The 18,083-nt window shown below is 69.0% G+C and carries 17 protein-coding genes; 2 read left to right on the top strand and 15 right to left on the bottom strand.

Features of this window, described 5'->3' with window-relative positions; all coding sequences use genetic code 11:
• The first annotated feature begins 14 nt into the window (after positions 1-14).
• The gene (locus CA951_RS12895; RefSeq protein WP_087557215.1) at positions 15-938 is read left to right on the top strand and encodes a phosphatase PAP2 family protein; all 924 of its coding nucleotides are present in this window, start codon (positions 15-17) and stop codon (positions 936-938) included.
• On the opposite strand, the gene CA951_RS12900 is transcribed toward CA951_RS12895, so the two are convergent.
• Genes CA951_RS12900 through CA951_RS12920 form a run of 5 tightly spaced genes read right to left on the bottom strand, consistent with a single transcriptional unit; the run spans position 907 to position 5,319 of the window.
• Positions 907-2,076, bottom strand: coding sequence for an alpha/beta fold hydrolase (locus CA951_RS12900; protein WP_087557216.1), 1,170 nt, complete (start codon positions 2,074-2,076; stop codon positions 907-909). The genes CA951_RS12895 and CA951_RS12900 overlap by 32 nt on opposite strands.
• Positions 2,077-2,122: 46 nt before the next feature.
• On the bottom strand, positions 2,123-2,797 hold the full coding sequence (locus CA951_RS12905) for a DUF2064 domain-containing protein (protein WP_087557217.1): 675 nt from the start codon (positions 2,795-2,797) through the stop codon (positions 2,123-2,125).
• A complete protein-coding gene (locus CA951_RS12910; RefSeq protein ID WP_179220181.1) occupies positions 2,794-3,456 on the bottom strand; it encodes a glycosyltransferase family 2 protein in 663 nt (220 codons plus the stop codon). The genes CA951_RS12905 and CA951_RS12910 overlap by 4 nt, the downstream gene beginning before the upstream one ends.
• On the bottom strand, positions 3,449-4,516 hold the full coding sequence (locus CA951_RS12915; RefSeq protein WP_087557218.1) for an NAD(P)-dependent oxidoreductase: 1,068 nt from the start codon (positions 4,514-4,516) through the stop codon (positions 3,449-3,451). Before CA951_RS12915 ends, CA951_RS12910 begins: the two co-directional genes overlap by 8 nt.
• Complete coding sequence (locus CA951_RS12920) at positions 4,513-5,319, bottom strand: S-methyl-5'-thioadenosine phosphorylase (protein ID WP_087557219.1); 807 nt, start codon at positions 5,317-5,319, stop codon at positions 4,513-4,515. Before CA951_RS12920 ends, CA951_RS12915 begins: the two co-directional genes overlap by 4 nt.
• A 20-nt stretch (positions 5,320-5,339) precedes the next feature.
• Here CA951_RS12920 and CA951_RS12925 point away from each other — a divergent pair, with 20 nt between their 5' ends.
• On the top strand, positions 5,340-6,752 hold the full coding sequence (locus tag CA951_RS12925; RefSeq protein ID WP_087557220.1) for a hypothetical protein: 1,413 nt from the start codon (positions 5,340-5,342) through the stop codon (positions 6,750-6,752).
• Between the two features lie 38 nt (positions 6,753-6,790).
• On the opposite strand, the gene CA951_RS12930 is transcribed toward CA951_RS12925, so the two are convergent.
• The 10 genes from CA951_RS12930 to CA951_RS12975 form a co-directional block, all read right to left on the bottom strand.
• Positions 6,791-7,459, bottom strand: coding sequence for a hypothetical protein (locus CA951_RS12930; RefSeq protein ID WP_087557301.1), 669 nt, complete (start codon positions 7,457-7,459; stop codon positions 6,791-6,793).
• Between the two features lie 87 nt (positions 7,460-7,546).
• Positions 7,547-8,191: a class I SAM-dependent methyltransferase gene (locus tag CA951_RS12935; RefSeq protein WP_256973534.1), complete on the bottom strand. Its 645-nt coding sequence runs from the start codon at positions 8,189-8,191 to the stop codon at positions 7,547-7,549.
• A gap of 11 nt (positions 8,192-8,202) precedes the next feature.
• Positions 8,203-8,715, bottom strand: coding sequence for a hypothetical protein (locus CA951_RS12940; protein ID WP_087557221.1), 513 nt, complete (start codon positions 8,713-8,715; stop codon positions 8,203-8,205).
• A 1-nt stretch (position 8,716) separates the two neighbouring features.
• Positions 8,717-9,967, bottom strand: a complete 1,251-nt coding sequence (locus CA951_RS12945; RefSeq protein WP_087557222.1) for a molybdopterin-dependent oxidoreductase — start codon at positions 9,965-9,967, stop codon at positions 8,717-8,719.
• A 119-nt stretch (positions 9,968-10,086) separates the two neighbouring features.
• Positions 10,087-11,292 carry a low temperature requirement protein A gene (locus CA951_RS12950; RefSeq protein ID WP_087557223.1) on the bottom strand — a complete coding sequence of 402 codons (1,206 nt, stop codon included), beginning with the start codon at positions 11,290-11,292 and terminating at the stop codon, positions 10,087-10,089.
• A 39-nt stretch (positions 11,293-11,331) separates the two neighbouring features.
• Entirely contained in the window at positions 11,332-12,978 is a 1,647-nt protein-coding gene (locus CA951_RS12955) for an MFS transporter (RefSeq protein WP_373413766.1), read from the bottom strand.
• A 108-nt stretch (positions 12,979-13,086) separates the two neighbouring features.
• A complete protein-coding gene (locus CA951_RS12960; protein ID WP_087557225.1) occupies positions 13,087-13,974 on the bottom strand; it encodes a carbohydrate ABC transporter permease in 888 nt (295 codons plus the stop codon).
• Positions 13,975-13,977: 3 nt separating this feature from the next.
• Complete coding sequence (locus CA951_RS12965) at positions 13,978-15,003, bottom strand: carbohydrate ABC transporter permease (protein WP_179220183.1); 1,026 nt, start codon at positions 15,001-15,003, stop codon at positions 13,978-13,980.
• A 13-nt stretch (positions 15,004-15,016) separates the two neighbouring features.
• Positions 15,017-16,282, bottom strand: a complete 1,266-nt coding sequence (locus tag CA951_RS12970; protein WP_087557226.1) for an ABC transporter substrate-binding protein — start codon at positions 16,280-16,282, stop codon at positions 15,017-15,019.
• On the bottom strand, positions 16,279-17,964 hold the full coding sequence (locus CA951_RS12975; protein ID WP_087557227.1) for a glycoside hydrolase family 13 protein: 1,686 nt from the start codon (positions 17,962-17,964) through the stop codon (positions 16,279-16,281). Before CA951_RS12975 ends, CA951_RS12970 begins: the two co-directional genes overlap by 4 nt.
• Positions 17,965-18,083 lie beyond the last annotated feature (119 nt).

Consider the following 18,083-nt stretch of genomic DNA (forward strand, 5'->3'; position numbering starts at 1 on the left):
CGGGCGGTTGACAAGTGCTCACGGGTTGTCGCCGAGCAGTTTGGGTCGCGTACCTGCTCGCGCTGGTGGTCACGATCTTCACGCTGGGGCTGCCCACCGACCGCATCTACCAGGCGACGTGGATCGTCGTGGGACTGATCGCGTTCACGATCGACCGGCCGTGGCGGGACCATGTGCGTGTCGTGTGGGATTGGTTGCCGCTCATCGCCGCTCTCGTCGTCTACGACCTCAGCCGGGGGGTCGCCCACCACCTCGGGATGCCGGTGCGGGCGCAGGAACTGGTGTCCGTGGAGCGCTGGCTCTTCGGCGGCACCGTCCCCACGGTCTGGTTGCAGCAGCATCTGCTGCCACCGACGGGTGCGCTGCCGTGGTGGACCCTGCTCACCGGAATCGTCTACACCAGCCACTTCATCGTGCCGTGGGTGGTCGCGGCCGTCTTCTACGCATACTCGCGCGACGTGTGGTCGGGGTACATGCGGCGGGTGCTGTTGCTGTCGTATCTCGGCCTCGTCACGTACATTCTGCTGCCGTCGGTCCCGCCGTGGCTGGCCGCCGAGGGGGATGTGATCTCCGGCAGCGTGGGCCGTGTCGCGGGTTTCGGATTCGGTGTCGTCCCCACGGACGTCAGCACGCGGTGGCTGGAGGCGCAGAGCAATCCGGTCGCCGCGCTGCCGTCGCTGCACGCGGCGTTCGCGCTGATGGTCGCGGTCGCGTTGTGGCCGTTCGCGAGGAATCTGTCGTTGCGCGCGCTGCTGGTCGCGTACCCGGTCGCCATGGCGTTCGTGCTGGTTTACGGCGGCGAGCACTACGTCGTCGACGTGCTGGCGGGATGGGCGTACCTGGGACTGGCGATCCTCTTGGCGCGGGCGTGGGAGTCCCGCACGGCGACGACGCCCGGCCGGGACGTCACCGCCGTCCGCCCGCCGCGTCGCTGGTGACCGACACCTCGTCGAGCGTGGTGCGGAGGAACGGCAGGATGCGCTTGACGATCGCCTCGTTGTACGCGACCGGTTGCTGATTCGGGTTCGCGTGGCCGGTGCCGTCGAGCTTGGCCACCAGCAGTGCGCCGTCGGTCCCGCCGGACTGCTCGACGAGAATCTTCTGCGTGTAGTCGACGTCGACCACACCGTCCATCCAGCCCGCGCGGGGACGCACGAAGACGATCCCCGGTCGCGGTTTGTCGTCCGACTCCACCGCCAGCGACTTCAGGTTGTCGATGGCACCGGACGCGACGATGGTCTTGAACTGCGATTCGATCAGCCCGTTGCTCGCGACGTCCTCCGACAGGACCTTCTCGGTGAGGACCTCGTCGAGGACCTCGCGGAATTCGTCGACGTCGACGTGCGGATACCAGTACGACTTCGTGTCGAGGAACCTGCTCTGCCGGGCCGCGGTCTCCACCAGCACGCGCATCGTCCGGCTTTCCCGCGCGCCGGGGAGCCAGCCGATCCACCGCAGCATGTCCTCGCCGCTGTCCCGGCTCCCGGCCCGGACGGCGTGCAGGTCCACCGGGGTGCAGTCGAGCACGACGCCGATGAGATTGGCGTCGGTGTCCTCGTAGATGTGTTGCGCCACCTCCAGCGCGACGACGCCGCCCATGCTGTGCCCGGACAGGACGACGTTGTCGATCCCCTCCTCGGCGGCGCGGGCGGCGATCAGTTCGCTGATCACCTTGGTGTCGATGCCGCCGTTGTCGTACTGGACCGCCCAGACCCGCCCGATGCCGTCGTACGAGGACAGCGTCCTGGCCGTGTCGGTGGCGTCCTTGTTGCCCAGCCCGACGAGGTCGACGACGGCGGTGTCGTGGTCGGCGGGCGACTGCGCGTCGTACACCTCGTGGATCTGCGGCTGGGTCAGTGCGAGGCGCTGGCGTTCGGGTTGGACGTCGTGAACCCAGTACTGGCCGCCGGCGAGGAGAAGGGGAACGGTCCCGAGCGCGACGGCCGCGAGGAAGCGCCTGGTGCGGCCGAATTTCTGCCACCGGTGACCGAGCCGTGTCGCGTGCAGTCGCGCCTTGCGGCGGTCGTCGCTCCAGTCGGCCACGGTGGACGGATGGCGTGTAACTCTCTCCGGCATCTACTCCGATGGTACTCACGGCGGCTTCGCCGCCCGTGAGTACTTGTTAACCGCCGGACGTTAACAAGTACTCACGGCGGAAGCGGCTGGAATCCGGGCACAGGGCGGCGACCGGCGCGACGTCGGCCGCGTAATCGACGTCCCGGAGCGTCGGCAGCGACAGCACCTCGGCTCCGGCCGCGAGCAGCGCGGCCCGGGTGAGACGCCCGGTGTCCGGCCTCGACGTGGGAACCGGAAGGATCGCCCGCGCCGAACTCGCGTCGGGCACACCGAGGATCCACCACCCGCCGTCCTCCGCGAGTCCGAGGGCGCACCGGCCCTGCCGCGCGGTGAGGAGGTCCGCGGAGTCGGCGAGCAGTCCCGCCGTCACTTGTGGTGTGTCCATTCCGATCTGCAGAATCGGCAGCCCGAAACGGCCGAACGTGTCGGCGTGGGCGTTCACCAACCGCTCTGCGAAACTCTCACCCCGCTGCGGCAGCACCGTGAACCGGCGAAGCGTCGCGGCGATGTCGCCGCCCCGGACCGCGCGGCCGAGGTCGCCGGTCATCGCCACCACCCGCTGCGCCACCCCGGCACCGGCGACGGCGTCGAGCGTGTCCAGCAGCGACGCGGCGGCGAGGCCTGCGGCCCGGTCATCGCCGACGTCCCGTGCGAGCCGGGTCTTCGCGAAGCCGGGCACCGGCGCCTTCGCGACCACGAGCACGGCGACGTCGAGGGTCACCCGATCACCTTCCAGAAGTCGTGGACGGCAACGACGGTGCCCTTCAGCGAACCCGACACCTTCGACGTGCCCGCGGTGCGCGGACGATACGTGATGTCCTGCTCCACGACCCGCCAGTGGGCGCGGCCCGCGAGCACGAGAAGCTGCAGCGGGTAGCCGGACCTGCGGTCGTCGACGCCCAGATCGAGAAGATCCTGCCTGCGTACGGCTCGCATCGCGCCGAGGTCGTGGATCGGCAGCCCGTACCGGCGCCGGAGGCGGGCGGCGAGGACGGCGTTGCCGATCCTGCTGTGCAGCGGCCACGTTCCCCGTCGCCGCCCCACGGCGAGGTCGGCGCCCGAGTTCAGGGCGGCGACCAGTCGGGGGAGTTCGCCGGGGTCCATCGAGCCGTCGCCGTCCAGCACGCAGACCGCCCGGGTCTGCGCCGCCAGCACCCCGGCGTGCACGGCGGAACCGTACCCTGGGACGGGCTCGCGCACCACCGACGCTCCGTGGGCCACCGCGACCGCGGCGGTGTCGTCGGTGGAGTTGTTGTCCACCACCACCGTCCGATAGTCGCGGGGCACCGCAGCGAGCACGCCGGGCAGGGAACCGGCCTCGTTCATGCACGGGATCACGACGGTGACGTCCCCCGCGGCAATCGGCGCACGCTCAGACACGGGGAGGTCCCGCCGGCGCCGCGTCCCGTAGGGGTGCGTGCGCGAACGCCGCAATCCCCTCCGCGGGCAGGATCTTCGCCCGGAATCCCAGTTGTTCCCGGGCCTGCCGGGGGTCGGCGACGATGTGCCGGACGTCGCCGGGCCGGTACTCACCGGTGACGACGGGTTCGGGCCCACCGTAGGACCGGGCGAGCGTCGCCGCGACCTCGCCGATCGTGATCGGTTGCCCCGAGCACACATTGAATGCCGTGAATCCCGGCAGCGCTGCCGCGAGCGCGGCCAGGTTCGCCGCCGCGACGTCGTGGACGTGCACGAAATCCCGCGTCTGCCCGCCGTCCTCGAACACGCGCGGTGGTTCGCCGGCCTCGAGTGCGGACCGGAACATCGCCGCGACCCCCGAGTAGGGGGTGTCGCGCGGCATGCGGTCGCCGTACACATTGTGGTAGCGCAGCGCCGTCACGGAACCGCCGGTGGCCAGTGCCCAGGCGAGGGCGTAGTGCTCCTGGGCCACCTTGGCCGCGGCGTAGAGACTCCGCGGGCGCAGCGGCGAATTCTCCTCCACGAGTGCCCACTCCAGCGGCTCGCCGGTGTCGGGGTCCGTCTCGTCGAAGTTCCCCGCCGCCAGGTCCTCGGCCCGCCGGGCGGACGGTTCCACGAACTCGCCCCGCCCGTTGCGATACCGGCCCGCCCCGTAGACGACCATCGACGACGCGAGTATCATTCGGCGACAACCAGACTCGTGCATCGCGGCGAGCAGTGTCGCCGTGCCGAGATCGTTGTGGCTGGCGTAGGCCGGGGCGTCGCTCACGTCGGCCCCGGCGCCGACGACGGCAGCCTGATGGCACACCACGTCCACACCCCTCAGCAATACGGTCAGCGCGTGCAGGTCGCGCACGTCGGCACGCTGCACACCGTCCGAGGGTTCGGCGCCTTTCCCGTGCGCGGACGGAAGCAGCGCGTCGACGGCGACGACGTCGTGGCCGGCCTCGACCAGCGCGGTGCGGACGTGGACGCCGATGAAACCGGCTGCGCCCGTGAGCAGTACGCGGGTTGCCGTCACGGCAACTCGATCGGCAGGGTCACGCCCTCGTGGACCCGGCAGGCGTCGCACGGGCCCTCGGGGGCGGCGGCGATCGCGGACCGGACCAGCGTCTTCAGTGACCCGAGGTTGCGCTGGAACTCGGCGAACACGTCCACGGCACGCACGCCGTCGCCGGCTTCGATTCCCGCATCGAGATCGGTGACCAAAGCGATGGTGGCGTAGCACATCTCGAGCTCCCGGGCGAGCACCGCCTCGGGATGACCCGTCATGTTGACGAGGGTCCAGCCCTGCCGGGCGAACCACAGGCTCTCGGCCCGGGTCGAGAACCGCGGTCCCTCGACCACAACCAGCACACCGCCCTCGACGGTGCCCGGCCGGGCGGCGGCCTTGCGCAGGTCGGCGCAGTACGGGTCGGCGAACTGGACGTGCACGCCGCCGCCGTCGAAGTACGTCTGCGTGCGGCCGCTGGTGCGGTCGACCAGTTGGTCCGGCACGACCATCGCGCCCGGTCCCAGGTCGGTGGTAAGGCTGCCGGCCGCGCAGGGTGCGAACACCCGCTGCACGCCCAGCGTGCGCAGCGCCCACAGATTCGCGCGGTACGGGATGGTGTGGGGAGCGAATTCGTGCCGGACGCCGTGGCGGGGGAGGAACGCCACCGTCCTGCCCTCCACGTCGCCGACCGTGATCGGAGCGCTCGGGCTGCCGTGCGGCGTGTCGATCGTGACTTCCGTGGCTCCCTCGTCGAAGAACGAGTAGAAGCCGCTCCCTCCGATCACGGCGACGTCCGCGCGGACCGGGTCGGGTGAACTCGTTGCGGTCATACGCTCCATCCTCCGTCGTTATGCTGGGCGCGAGTGCGACTTTGGTCGAAGGAGATGACGTCATCGGATCCCCACAGCGCACCGGCGAGCGGAATTTCCTCTACCGCGACTTCGTCGGCGCCGGGCTCGCCCTGGTCCTCGTGGTGGTCGCGTTCGTCGTCCCGCACCTGGGAAACGAGACGATCACCCCGATCGTCAACCGCACCGCGAAGAGTGTGCGGGATTTCGCGGACGCCGCGCCGCTGTTCGGGTTCCGCGACGTGCACTTCGGGTGGGGCAGCCCGGTCGCCGTCGTCTTCGCGGCGGCGGTCGTCGTGTGGGGCCCCGGGTTGGCGCAGTCGCTGTCGTGGCGGCGCCTCACGGTCGGGGTCTGGCTCGGGTCCGCCCTGTGGGCGATGGCGCTCGCGCTGGTCGACGGCTGGCGGCGTGGGTTCGTCGACCGCCTGACGTCCACCGACGAGTACCTGCACGAAGTCCCGGGTGTCACGGACATTCCGGCGACGCTGCGGGGCTTCGCGGCTCGGATCGTGGATCTGCAGCCCGATTCGTGGACCACCCATGTGTCCGGGCATCCGCCCGGTGCGCTCCTGACGTTCGTCTGGCTCGACCGGATCGGACTCGACGGCGGTGCGTGGGCGTCCGCGCTGTGTGTCGCGGTCGGGTCGAGTGCCGGCGCTGCCGTGATCGTCGCCGTCCGGGCCCTCGGTGACGAGGCGACGGCACGCCGCGCGGCCCCGTTCCTGGTGCTCGCACCCGCCGCGATCTGGGTGGCCGTGTCGGCGGACGCGCTGTTCGCGGGTGTGGTGGCGTGGGGGATCGCCCTGCTGGCGCTGTCGGCGACCCGTGCCGTCCCGGTCCCCGCGCTCGTCGCGGTGGCCGCGGGGGTGCTGCTCGGCTTCGGCGTCTACCTCAGCTACGGGCTCACACTGATGGCGATTCCCGCGGTCGCCGTCCTGGTGATCGCGCGCACGGCCCGGCCGCTGGCCGGCGCACTGGTCGGTGCGCTCGCGGTGGCCGCCGTGTTCACACTGTGCGGATTCTGGTGGTTCGACGGCTACCAGTTGGTGCAGGAACGGTACTACCAGGGCATCGCGTCGGACCGCCCCTTCGCCTACTGGAGCTGGGCCAACTTCGCGTCGCTGATCTGCGCGGTCGGGTTGGCGGTACCCGCCGCGCTGCCCCGGACGTTCGCCTGGTCGCGGGTGCGGACGCTGTCGCCGGTTCCTCTTCTGGTGCTCGCCGCTCTTCTGGCAGTGGTGATCGCCGACCTGAGCGCGCTGAGCAAAGCCGAGACCGAGCGGATCTGGTTGCCGTTCGAATGGTGGCTTCTCGCCGCCCCCGCACTCCTGCCGCGCGGAAGCCATCGGTTCTGGCTTGCGGTGCAGGCCGCCGGTGCGCTGGCCGTCAACCATCTGCTGTTCACCAACTGGTGACGGCCGGCGCATCCGGGTTGCCGTGAGAGGGCCTACGGTCACTTGGTCGCGATCGTGATGGTTGCGATCCCGACCAGCAGGCCCGGCGTGACGGCGTCGGTCTTGAACGTCTCGTTCAGCAGGCCGGCAGCATCCGCCGAGACCTTGACCTCGGTGCCCTGCAGGATCGCCGTGTCGTTCGGTCCGGTCTGCAGCGGCTTCAGCGTGCGGCCGTTGAGATCGAACAACACCGCGTCGGTCGCCGCGGGTGAACCGTTGACGCTCACGTCGCCGGTGAGGAGCGACGTGCCCGGATCGATCGCGAAATCGGTGAGTTCGACGACGGTGCCCGGTGCCGCCAGCGACAATCCGCTGCCGTCGTGCATGATCTCGCCCTGCACGTAGGGGTCGACCGTGCCCGGCTCCCAGTACTTCACGTTGCCGCCGGTGATCGGGAAGCTGACCGAGCCGTCGGCGAGCGTTGCCGAGCCCACCACTCCGGGTGTGAGGCCGAGCGTCGTCAGCGCCCCGGTGAAGCCGGGATCGAGTGCGACGGCGGTACTCACCCCGGTCAGGTTGTCGACCTGGGCGACGGGTGCCGGCTGGGAGGATGCTACTGCGCTCATATCCGAGGATGCACTCGAATCATTGCTCGAGCACGCCGCGAGCGGGGTCAGTGCCAGGGCTCCGATGGCCGCTGCTACGAGTGCTTTTCGATAGTTCGACATGATGATCAAACAACCTTTCCGGAGGAAGGGGTGGTGGGTGGATGTTCACTAGGTATTCGACGCGGCTTTCCCGGCGGATGGGAGCTCCTACGCCCATTCCATCCGCACGAAGTGCCGATTCGCATGCTGCAGAACATCGATCACCCGAAGCCCGGCCGCACGGGCGACCTCGGACGCGGCGGCCACGCCCACACTGGCCCAGGCGAACCAGTCTCCGGCGAGATGCTCCGTCTCCCAGCGCAGGAGTTCGTGGCGGACCCCGGCCGTGGTCGGCGGATCCACCTCGGCGATCACAATTCCGTGTGGCTGCAACAGTTCTCGCGCGCGATTGAGCACGCGAACGGGTTCCCCGCCGATGCCGATGTTGCCGTCGGCGAGCAGCACCCGGTCCCAGTTCCCCGACCGTGGCAGCGGCGCGAAGATGTCCCGATGCAACGCGACACCGCCGCGGCGGATCGTGAGTTGCACTGCCGTGAAGGATGAATCGACGCCCAGCGCCGTGACACCGGCGGACACGAGCGCCGCAGTGAGCCTGCCGGGCCCGCACCCGAGATCGACAGTGGCGCCGTGACACCCGGCGAGCATCACCCGGTCGGCGATCCGATCGGCGAGCGAGGCGGACGCGCCGCCCATCCACCGGTCGAGCGGCAGGGCGCGGCGCGTTCCCGTCGCATCACGCACCCAGCACGGGAGCCCCGCCGACGCCCGCCGCAGCAGGAGGTCCGTGGACATCCCGGTCTTCCTCATGGCCGACTCACGGCGTCGCCGTCCTTGCGGGACAGCGCGAGTCGGGTGGCGTAGGCGACAGCGGCCACCGCGAAGAACGCGGCACTGAGTAGCAGCCAGCGGTCGAGATACGGTTCCTGTGTCAACCCCGTCGCCGCAAGATATGCGTCGCCGCCCTGCTCGATTATCCCCGGCAGGAACAGTAGCAGCGTCAGCCCGGACGCGAGCGCCGGTACGCGAATGTAGTTCAGCGCCGGAACCGTCCGGGGCTGCGGAGGTCTCCGTCCCCGCACCGCGTCCAGCCCCGACGTCAGCGACCGGTCGGCGAGTGCGTACAGCGGGAAGAGCACGAGGTCGTGGGCGATCGCCGCGCCGAGGAACCACACGGCGATCGACTTCCACCACACGTCCGGATTCCACAGATTGTGCAAACCCACCACCGACACCGCGTACCCGGCGAGTGCGAACGTGAACAGCACGGCCAGCAGATGCAGCGGGTCGGCTCCGTAGACGCGGGCGAATCGGCGCATCTCACGCCTCCCGGAATTCGATGGACTGCACCCATTTGGTGTTGTGGACACCGGGCAGGGCGGGAACGATGATCCGCGCGGGATAGCCGTGGTCGAGGGAGATTTCCGCGCCGTTCACCTCGAGGGCGAGCAGGGCGTCGGAGTCGCGCACCTGATCGGCCGTGAGCACCGCCTGATTGAACGCCCCGGACCGCTCCAGCGACGTCACCTTCGCCGAGCCGAACACCGTCACCCCCGCGGCGTCGGCGAGGTCACGCAGTCGCACGCCGGTCCACGTCTCGACGGTGGACCACCCCTCGACGCACGCGATCGGGAGCGACGCGGTGTGCGACGGCATCGCACGCAGCTGACTTCGGCTCAGCTGCACCGGTTCCGCGCCACCCGTTACCGACAGCCGCCAGGCGTCGTCCGTCTGCTCCGGGGTGATCTGCGCGGCCGCTGCGGTCCGGTTGATCTGAAAGTCGTTGGGACCGTCGCCGTACGAGCGACCACGCGGCAGCAGCAGTGCGGCGTTGCGCAGGAACCCGCCGGTGGTCTGCCCGACCGACAGCACCGCGACCAGCAGGGCGCCGCCACCGACGAGGGCGAGGGCGCCGCGCCTGCTGATCGTGGCCGGGGCGGGGTCCTCGGCGACGAGGCCGTTCTCGTCCGCCGGTTCGGGCCGCGTGTCGGCGCGGGACGTGCGCAGCACTTCCCGGAACGACCGGGACCGCAGCGACCGCACCATCAACGGCACCTTCAGGATCGTGTGCGTCACGAACCCGGCGATGAAGACCCACGCGCCCCAGTAGTGCGCCGTGTAGAAGTCGAAACCGAAGATGTAGTCGTACTGGATGTTCAGGACGCCGGTGATGATCTCGAACAGCGCACCACCGACAAGGGCGATCAGCGACAGTCGTTCGAGCGCCTGCGCCGGCGACCGCACCGGTGGGAACACGAACAGTTTCGGGATCACCGACCACAGTTTGGCGAGCACGATCGGCACCAGGATCAGTCCGAGCCCGACGTGCAGACCCTGCGTGAGCCGGTACAACCACGACGGCCGGGTGGGCCACGCGAAATACGGAAGGTGCAACCAGCCGACGTCGCCGGGGCGGGCCTGGCCGAATTGCGGCCCGTACGCGATGTAGGAGAGCAGTCCCGTGACGATGACGACGGGCAGCCCGATCAGCAGTACGAGGCCGAATACCGAGGTCAGCCACGGTCCGCGCAGTGGACTGCGGAGCCGTGGGCCGCGCGAGTGGTCGGTCATCGTGATCAATCCCTCCGGCTCGATCGTCTCGAGCCTCAGAGGTGATTCGGTACCGCCGCCGTGCAGGACTGCCCTTCGGGCCTGTGAGTACTTGTTAACCGCCGGACGTTAACAAGTACTCACGGGTGGCCGTGCCGGATCTCGTCCCGCGGCTGGTCGTAGCGAACCATCTCGTATCCGATCATCGCGAGCAGGACCGCGGTCAGCACGCCGAGCGTGGCGAGCGCGGGGATGTGCCAGACGACGGGCAGCAGTGCGATCAGCACGACCGCCGTCACGACGCGCGGCACGGTCACCGACCTCGTCGCGTACGCCTTGAAGGCGACCAGCGCGAGGAGGTACAGCGCCGCGCCACCGAACAGTGCCACCAGCGGCCAGCCGTGCAGCGGATCCACCAATCGGTGATTGTTGCCGTCGCCGACGTACGACAGGATCTTCTTCAGACCCAGCGACAGCATCACGATCCCGATCACCATCGGCAGGTGGATGAAGCTGTAGCAGTTGCGGGCGATCTTGATCTGACGCGCACCGGTTGCCTCCTCGAACGCGTGCTCCACCGCCAGGGATGTGACGTCGAAGTACGACCACCACAGCAGTCCCGACACCGCGAGCCCCAGCAGGGACGCGACGATGATCGCCCACGAGATCGGCAGGCTCGCGACACCGATGCCGATCGACACGATCGACTCGCCCAGCGCGACGATGATGATGAGCCCGTGCCGCTCGGCGAAGTGGCTGACCGACCGCAGCCGCCAGTCGTTTCCGCCGACCAGTGTCCCGAGGTAGTCCCCGGCGAGCGCCAGGATCCACATGACGGTCTGCGCGGTGCCGGTGAGTTGCGACGCGACGAGCAGGAACACGGTGCCGGTCACCATGCTGGGTGCGAACCGGAGCACCTGGCCGCGCAGTTGCGGGTCCTCGCGGCTGACCACCCAGAACATCACCAGGTGCAGGAGCCGGACGACGAAGTAGCCGAGGGCGAAGATGACGGGACCGTCGAGTCCGCCCTGGAGGTCGTCGAAGGCCTCGGGGATGGTCAACGCGGTGACGAACATGGCGCCCATCGCCCCGAACATCACGACCCGCACGATGCCCTCGTCGGCGCGCACGAGGTTGCAGAGCCACGCGTACCCCACCCAGCTCCACCACAGCACGGCCATCACCAAGGCGCCGCGCAGCAGATTGACGCCGGTGGGGTCGTCGGCCATCAGGTCGGTGACACGGGTGAGCGCGAAGACGAAGACGAGGTCGAAGAACAGCTCGAGCGGCGACACCGACGCTCGCTCTTCGACGAGACGGGGACGCAAACGATGGGCGAAGGTCACGGGAAGAATGCTGCCACCGGAACGCGGCCCGGCAAAGTCCTACGAACTGCGACGATCCTCGGGGTCGGGTGTGCTCGTCCGGTCTGGGGTTCCCACGGGGGTGCTGGGAATCCGCCCGGTGAAGAACAGCGCGGCGATGGCGAGCAGCGCGGTGACGGCGTACGCGACCTGAAGCGCCTCGAGTCGCGCGTCGGAATTGATCGCGAGAATCTCCTGGGCGGTGGAATCCGGAACGGACGCGTCCTTCATGGCCGCGTCCAGTTGGGTGTCGGAGAGGAACGGGACACCGCTCGCCAGTTCGGTGGTGGCCTGCTCCTGCACCGACGGCGGAACGTCGGGGTCGGCCTGGATTCCCGCGACGATGGAGGTGCTGAGGGTCGCGATGAGCACCGATCCGATCAACGCCGTGCCCAGCGACGCACCGAGGTTGGTGGCCGTGTTCTGCAGGCCGCCGACCTCGGCGCTCTGCGAGTCGGGGACGGCCGAGACCGTGACGGCGCCGAGTTGGGAGGCCAGCGCGCCCAGCCCGAGCCCCATCAGCAGCATCGGAACGGCCACGACACCGGCGTTGGCCCCGGGATCCATGCCTGCCACGAGGACGAGGATGCCGACGATCATCGAGGTCAGACCGAACCGGACCACCGTGCGCGGGCTGGCCGCGGGCCACAGTTTGGGGATTCCGGCGGCGGCCAGCAGCAGAGCGACGGACAGCGGGATGAGCCGGAGCCCGGTCTGCAGCGCGTTGAGTTCGAGGACGACGGACAGGAACAGGGGGACGGTGAAGAAGACACCGGCCTGAATGGTGAACTGGGCGAAGAACATAGTGAGCCCGCCGGACAGTTGCCGGTTGCGCAGCAGTCCGGGGTCGATCAGTGGCTCGCCGCCGGTGGCGGCGAGATGGGATTCCCACCGCAGGAACCCGTATAGCACGAGCAGGCCGACCAGGACCAGCCACACGACGGGCGACAACCCGAGGACGTCGGGTCCGCCGGGCTTGGGCTGCAGCCAGCCCCATTCGCTCGACCGCAGCACACCGAACACCACCATGCCGAGGCTCACCACCGACAGCGCCGATCCGACCAGGTCGAGGTGCACCTTCGACGGGGGAACGTCGCTGATGCGGCGCAGCACCAGCAGGATGCCGACGACGATCACCACCTCGCCGGCGAACACGTACCGCCACGACGCGAACGTCGTGACCGCACCGCCGATGAGGGGGCCGGCCGCGACCGCCATCGCACCGGCCGCGGCCACCAGTCCGTACGCTGCGGGACGCCGCTCCGCGGCAAAGTTCGACGCGACGAGGGCGACGATCGCGGGCATGATCAGCGCGGCGCCGATGCCCTCGAGCAGCGACCAGCCGATCAGCAACACCGGAAGGTTCGGTGCCAGCGAGGTGGTCAGCGAGCCGGCGCCGTAGATGACCAGGCCGAGGCCGAACGCGCGCCGGCGACCGATGATCGTGCCGACCTTGCCTCCGGTGATCATGAGCGTCGCCATCACGAGTGTGTACAGCGTGATGGCCGTCTGGATACCGGTGATCGTGGTGCCCAGGTCCGAGGCGACCGTGGCCATGGACACGTTCATGACGGAACTGTCCAATGTCATGAGGAACTGGCCGGACGCCAGCACGGTCAGGACGAGACGGGATCCCGCGACCGTCGACGACTCGTTGCCAGTAGCCATGACGGTCATTCTCGCCGGGCAACGGCGCGTGCGTCCCCCGAACGGTGAACCTGTGAGTACTTATTAACCCCCGGCGGTTAATAAGTACTCACGGGCGGCGGAGCCGCCCTACTTCACGCCGCCCGCGGTGAGGCCCGACACGATGCGGCGCTGCAGGAGCAGCACGATGATGACGAGCGGGATGGTCACGACCGTTCCCGCGGCCATCACGGACGTGAACGGCTCTTCGTGCGGTTTGCTTCCCGCGAATTGTGCGATGGCGACGGTGGCCGGCTGGGTGATGTCGTTGGACAGCTGACTCGAGATCAGGTACTCGTTCCACGACGCGATGAAGGCGAGGATCGCGGTGGTGAACAGTCCCGGTGCGGCCAAGGGCAGCAGCACCATTCGGAAGGCCTGCCGTCTGCTGGCCCCGTCGATCCGGGCGGCCTCCTCGAGTTCCCAGGGCAGTTCCTTGAAGAACGCGGTGAGGGTGTAGATGGTGAGGGGCAGCACGAACGAGATGTTCGGGACGATCAGCGCCTGGTACGTGCCGAACCAGCCCATCGACGTGAACAGCTGGAACAGCGGTGTCAGGACGGCGACACCCGGGAACATCGACGCGGCCAGGATGATCCCGAGGACCGTGTGTTTGCCCCGGAACTGCAACCGTGCCAGCGCGTACGCGGTGCCGACCCCGACGATCAGTCCGATCGCGGTGGTGACGGCGCCGATGATCGTGCTGTTGACGAGTGCCCGGGCGAAGTGGTTCCCCGCGTCCGTGGAGAACACGTTCGCGAAGTTGTCCAGCGTGACGTGGGTGGGCCACGGCGTGGTGTCGAACGTGTAGTCGGAGTCCCGGAAGGCGGTGACCACCATCCAGTAGACGGGGGCCAGACCCCAGACGACGATCACCGCGAGGCCCGCGTACGTGCGGATCGACGCGAGCGACGGTCCCCGGCGCCTGCGTGTCACCGTGGGCCGGGTTGTTCCCGGCGTGACGACTGCTGTGGACATGGGTCAGGCCTTTCGCTGCTGCTCTTGGGTGTCGATCACGTTGACGCCCATCACCTTCACGAGCACGTAGGCGACGGCGAAGATGAACAGGAACGTGATCGTGGAGAGGGCGGACGCGCTGTTGAATCCCTGGCGCATCTGGTCGATCACGAGGATCGACAGTGTGGTGGTGGCGGTGCCGTCGCCGCCACCGCCGCCGGTGAGGATCGCCGGGAGGTCGTAGATCCGCAGGACGTCGAGGACGCGGAAGAGGACCGCCACCAGAATGGCCGGCTTGATGAGGGGCAATGTGATCGAACGGAACCGCTGCCACGCGCCGGCGCCGTCCATCCGCGCCGCCTCGTACACCTCGGCGGGCACCATCTGCAGTCCGGCGAGGATCAGCAACGCCACGAACGGGGTGGTCTTCCAGGCGTCGGCGATCACGACGGCGAACCGGGCGGGCCACGTGTCACCTGTCCACAGGATGTCCGTGCCGAGCAGTTTGTTGGCGATGCCGTCGTACGCGAAGACGAAGTACCACAGTTTCGCGGTGACGGCGGTGGGGATGGCCCACGCGACGAGGATGCTGGTGCGCAGCAGTGCCCGGGCGCGGAACGCCCGGTTCATGATCGTGGCGAACCAGAGTCCCAGCGCGACCTCGATGGTGACGGTGACGACGGTGAAGAACACGGTGACCCACATCGACTGCCAGAACAGCGATCCCAGTGTGCCGCCGGGGCAGGACACGGACGCCCCGGTCGTGTCGGTGCACCGCTGGAACAGCCAGTGCGTGTAGTTCGACAGCCCCGCGAAGCCCTGGTCGACGAATTTGCCGGTGGCGGGGTCGATGGTCGGGTCCTTGAACAGCGACATCACCATCGCGCTGACCACCGGGTACAGGACGACGATGCCCAGCAGGATCATGGTCGGCAGAACCAGGAGCATCGCTGCCTTGCTGCGTCCCTTCCTGGGCCGTGGCGGCGCTTCGGACGAATCCGGTTGCGGGACGACCTCGGTCGTCGGTTCCGAGAGTTCGTGAACGGTCATCGGCTTGTCTCCTCTAGGACCCGGCCGCGGCGATCGCGGACTGGATGTCGGCGGCGGCCTGGTCCACCGTCTTCTCGCCCTTGATCGCGGCGTACGCGTTGTTCTGCACGGCCCGGGTGACCGCGGGATAGAACGGGGTGACCGGCCGGGTCACGGCGTTCTCGATCGACGTCTTCAACGTGGGGATGTACGGGTACTGCCCGATCAGTTCCGGGTCGTCGTAGACGTCGGCGCGGACGGGCGCGAGCGACCCCTGCGAAAGGAAGAACGCCTGCGACTTCTTCTCCAGGAAGAACTTCAGGAAGTCGGACGCGGTGGCCTTGTGCTCCGAGTACACGTTGATCGCGGCGCTGTGCCCGCCGAGCGTGGAGTGACCGGGCCCGTTCTTCCCGGGCAGCGGCGCCACCGCGAACTTGCCGGACACCGCGGAACTGCCCTGACCGTTCATCAGGCTGTACGCATAAGGCCAGTTGCGCATGAAGAGAAGGTCGCCGCTCTGGAACGCCTGCCGGGCCTGCTCTTCCTGGAACGTGACGGACTCGCGGGGGATGGCGCCCGAGCGGTAGGCGTCGACGAGCGATTGCAACCCCGCCTTGGCTTCCGGGGTGGTCATCGTCGGGGTCACGCCGTCCGGTGCGAGGATCGACCCGCCTGCCGTGTTGATGGCCTCGGACGCGTTGACGGTCAGCCCCTCGTACTTGGCGTACTGACCGGCGTAGCAGCCGATTCCGGCCTGCTGCGCCGTCCCGCACGCGCCGACCAGCTCGTCCCACGTGGCGGGCGGGTGATCCAGCAGATCGGTGCGGTAGTAGAGCAGGGCGCCGTCGCTGGTCTGCGGCGCCGCGTACAGGACACCCCCGTACGTGGCCCCCGCGACGGTGGCGGGGAGCAGGCCGGACGTGTCGATCGCCATCGGACCCTGGAGCGGTTGCAGCCATCCGCGGGCCGCGAATTCGGCGGTCCACACGACGTCGACGACGGCGACGTCGTAGCCGGGGTCACGGGACTGGAAATGCTGCACCAGGTCCTCGTGCTGCTGGTCGGCCTGGTCGGACTGCTCCTTGAACGTCACCTCCTCACCGGGATGGGTGGCGTTCCACTCGTCGATCAACGGCCGGACGACGTTGGAGTTGTCCTTGCCCTGCACGTAGGTGATGGGCCCGCGGCCGTCGAGGTTCTGCTTCTCCGCCTGCGCGGCGGCGTCGATGCCCTGATCGGCGCAGGACGTCGCCGCGAACAGGACCCCGACGGCCACCGCGGCGGCGGCGACGCGCTTCATCGTGATTCACCCGAGCCCGGTTCCGACAGCCACACCGCGGCGTCGGACGGGAGCAGGCCGCCGGTGATGCCGGCGATCGAACCGAGCACCACGGTCGAGCCTTCGGGAAGTGCGGCCGGTTCGGTGCCGGTGTTCACCCAGCACTGCACTCCGCCGCGTGCGAACGCGAGGACGCCGGGGGGAGTGTCGAGCCACTCGATGCCGTGCGGGGTGTCGAAGAACTCGGGTCGCAGTTCCAGCGCCCGGCGGTACAGCGTGAGGACCGACTCGGGGTGGCCTGCCTGCGCTTCCGCGGTGTGCGGGGCCCAGTGCCCAGGCTGCGGAAGCCAGGTGTCCTCTTCCGCGTCGAAGGGGGAGAAGCCGTACGGCACTGCGTCGTTCGACCACGGGATCGGCACCCGGCAGCCGTCGCGGCCGCAGTCGGTGAAGCCGGTCTGGAACCACGTCGGATCCTGACGGACGTCGTCGGGAAGGTCCTCGACCTCTTCCAGTCCGAGTTCCTCGCCCTGGTAGATGTACGCGGTGCCGGGCAACGCCAACTGCAGCAGCGCGGCGGCGCGGGCACGGCGCCTGCCCAGGTCGTGGTTCGGTTCCTCGAGCGCCCAGCGGGCGCGCTCCCAATCGGTTTCGACGAGGTGGTCGGGCTGCGAGCGGGAGTAGCGGGTGACGGTGCGGGGCACGTCGTGGTTGGACAGCACCCAGGTGGCGGGTGCGCCGACGGTGGCCGCCTGCTCGAGCGCGTCGTCGATCACGGCGCGAATGCTGTCCGAACGCCACGGGGCGCGCAGGAAGTCGAACTGGAACGCGGTGTGGAGTTCGTCGGGGCGCAGGTACCGGGCCAGCCGGTCGTTGCCGGGAACCCAGGCCTCGGCGACGAAGACGCGGTCGTTGTAGGCATTGGCGACGGCCCGCCAGCCCCGGTACACCTCGTGGACGGCGTCCTGGTCCCACGCGGGGTGCGGGTCGGTGTGCTGCGAACCGGGAAGTCGCTCACCGGCATCCGGGAGCGCGGGGTCCTTGGCCAGGCCGTGGGCGACGTCGATCCGGAAGCCGTCGACGCCCTTGTCGAACCAGAAGCGCAGGATGTCCTCGAACTCCGCACGGACCTCGGGGTGTTCCCAGTTGAGGTCGGGCTGCGCGGGGGCGAACAGGTGCAGGTACCACTCGCCGGTGTCGAGGCGGCTCCACGCGGGACCGCCGAATGCGCTCTGCCAGTCGTTGGGCGGTTCGTCACCTGCGGGGCCGCGGCCGGGCCGGAAGATGTAGCGCTCGCGTGCTCCGGGCTCGTCGCGGAGCGCGGCCTCGAACCAGCGGTGCTCGCTGGAGGTGTGGTTGGGCACGATGTCGAGGATCACGCGGATCCCCAGCTCGTGGGCCTCGGCGATGAACGCCTCACCCTCCGCGAGCGTGCCGTACGACGGCTCGATGTCGCGGAAGTCGGCGACGTCGTAGCCGGCGTCGGCCATCGGCGACGGGTACCAGGGGTTGATCCACACGGCGTCGATGCCGAGGTCGGCGAGGTAGGGCAGCTTGGAACGCAACCCGGTGAGGTCGCCGATGCCGTCGCCGTTCCCGTCGGCGAAGCTGCGGATGTAGACCTGGTAGACGACGGCCGTCTTCCACCAGGCTTCGGGGTGCCGGCTCGCGACGGTGGTTGCGGTCGACTCCACGGACTGGGTCATCGAATCTCCTCGGTGCGGGGATGGGATGGGCGAATGTGATGCGTAAACGTTTGCGTTAAGAGCGTGAGGCACGTCACAGGTTCCTGTCAACTCGAACAGGGTGGTTTCTTTTCCGCACT

This window comes from Rhodococcus sp. NCIMB 12038, from assembly GCF_002165735.1.
Classification (GTDB): Bacteria; Actinomycetota; Actinomycetes; order Mycobacteriales; family Mycobacteriaceae; genus Rhodococcus_F.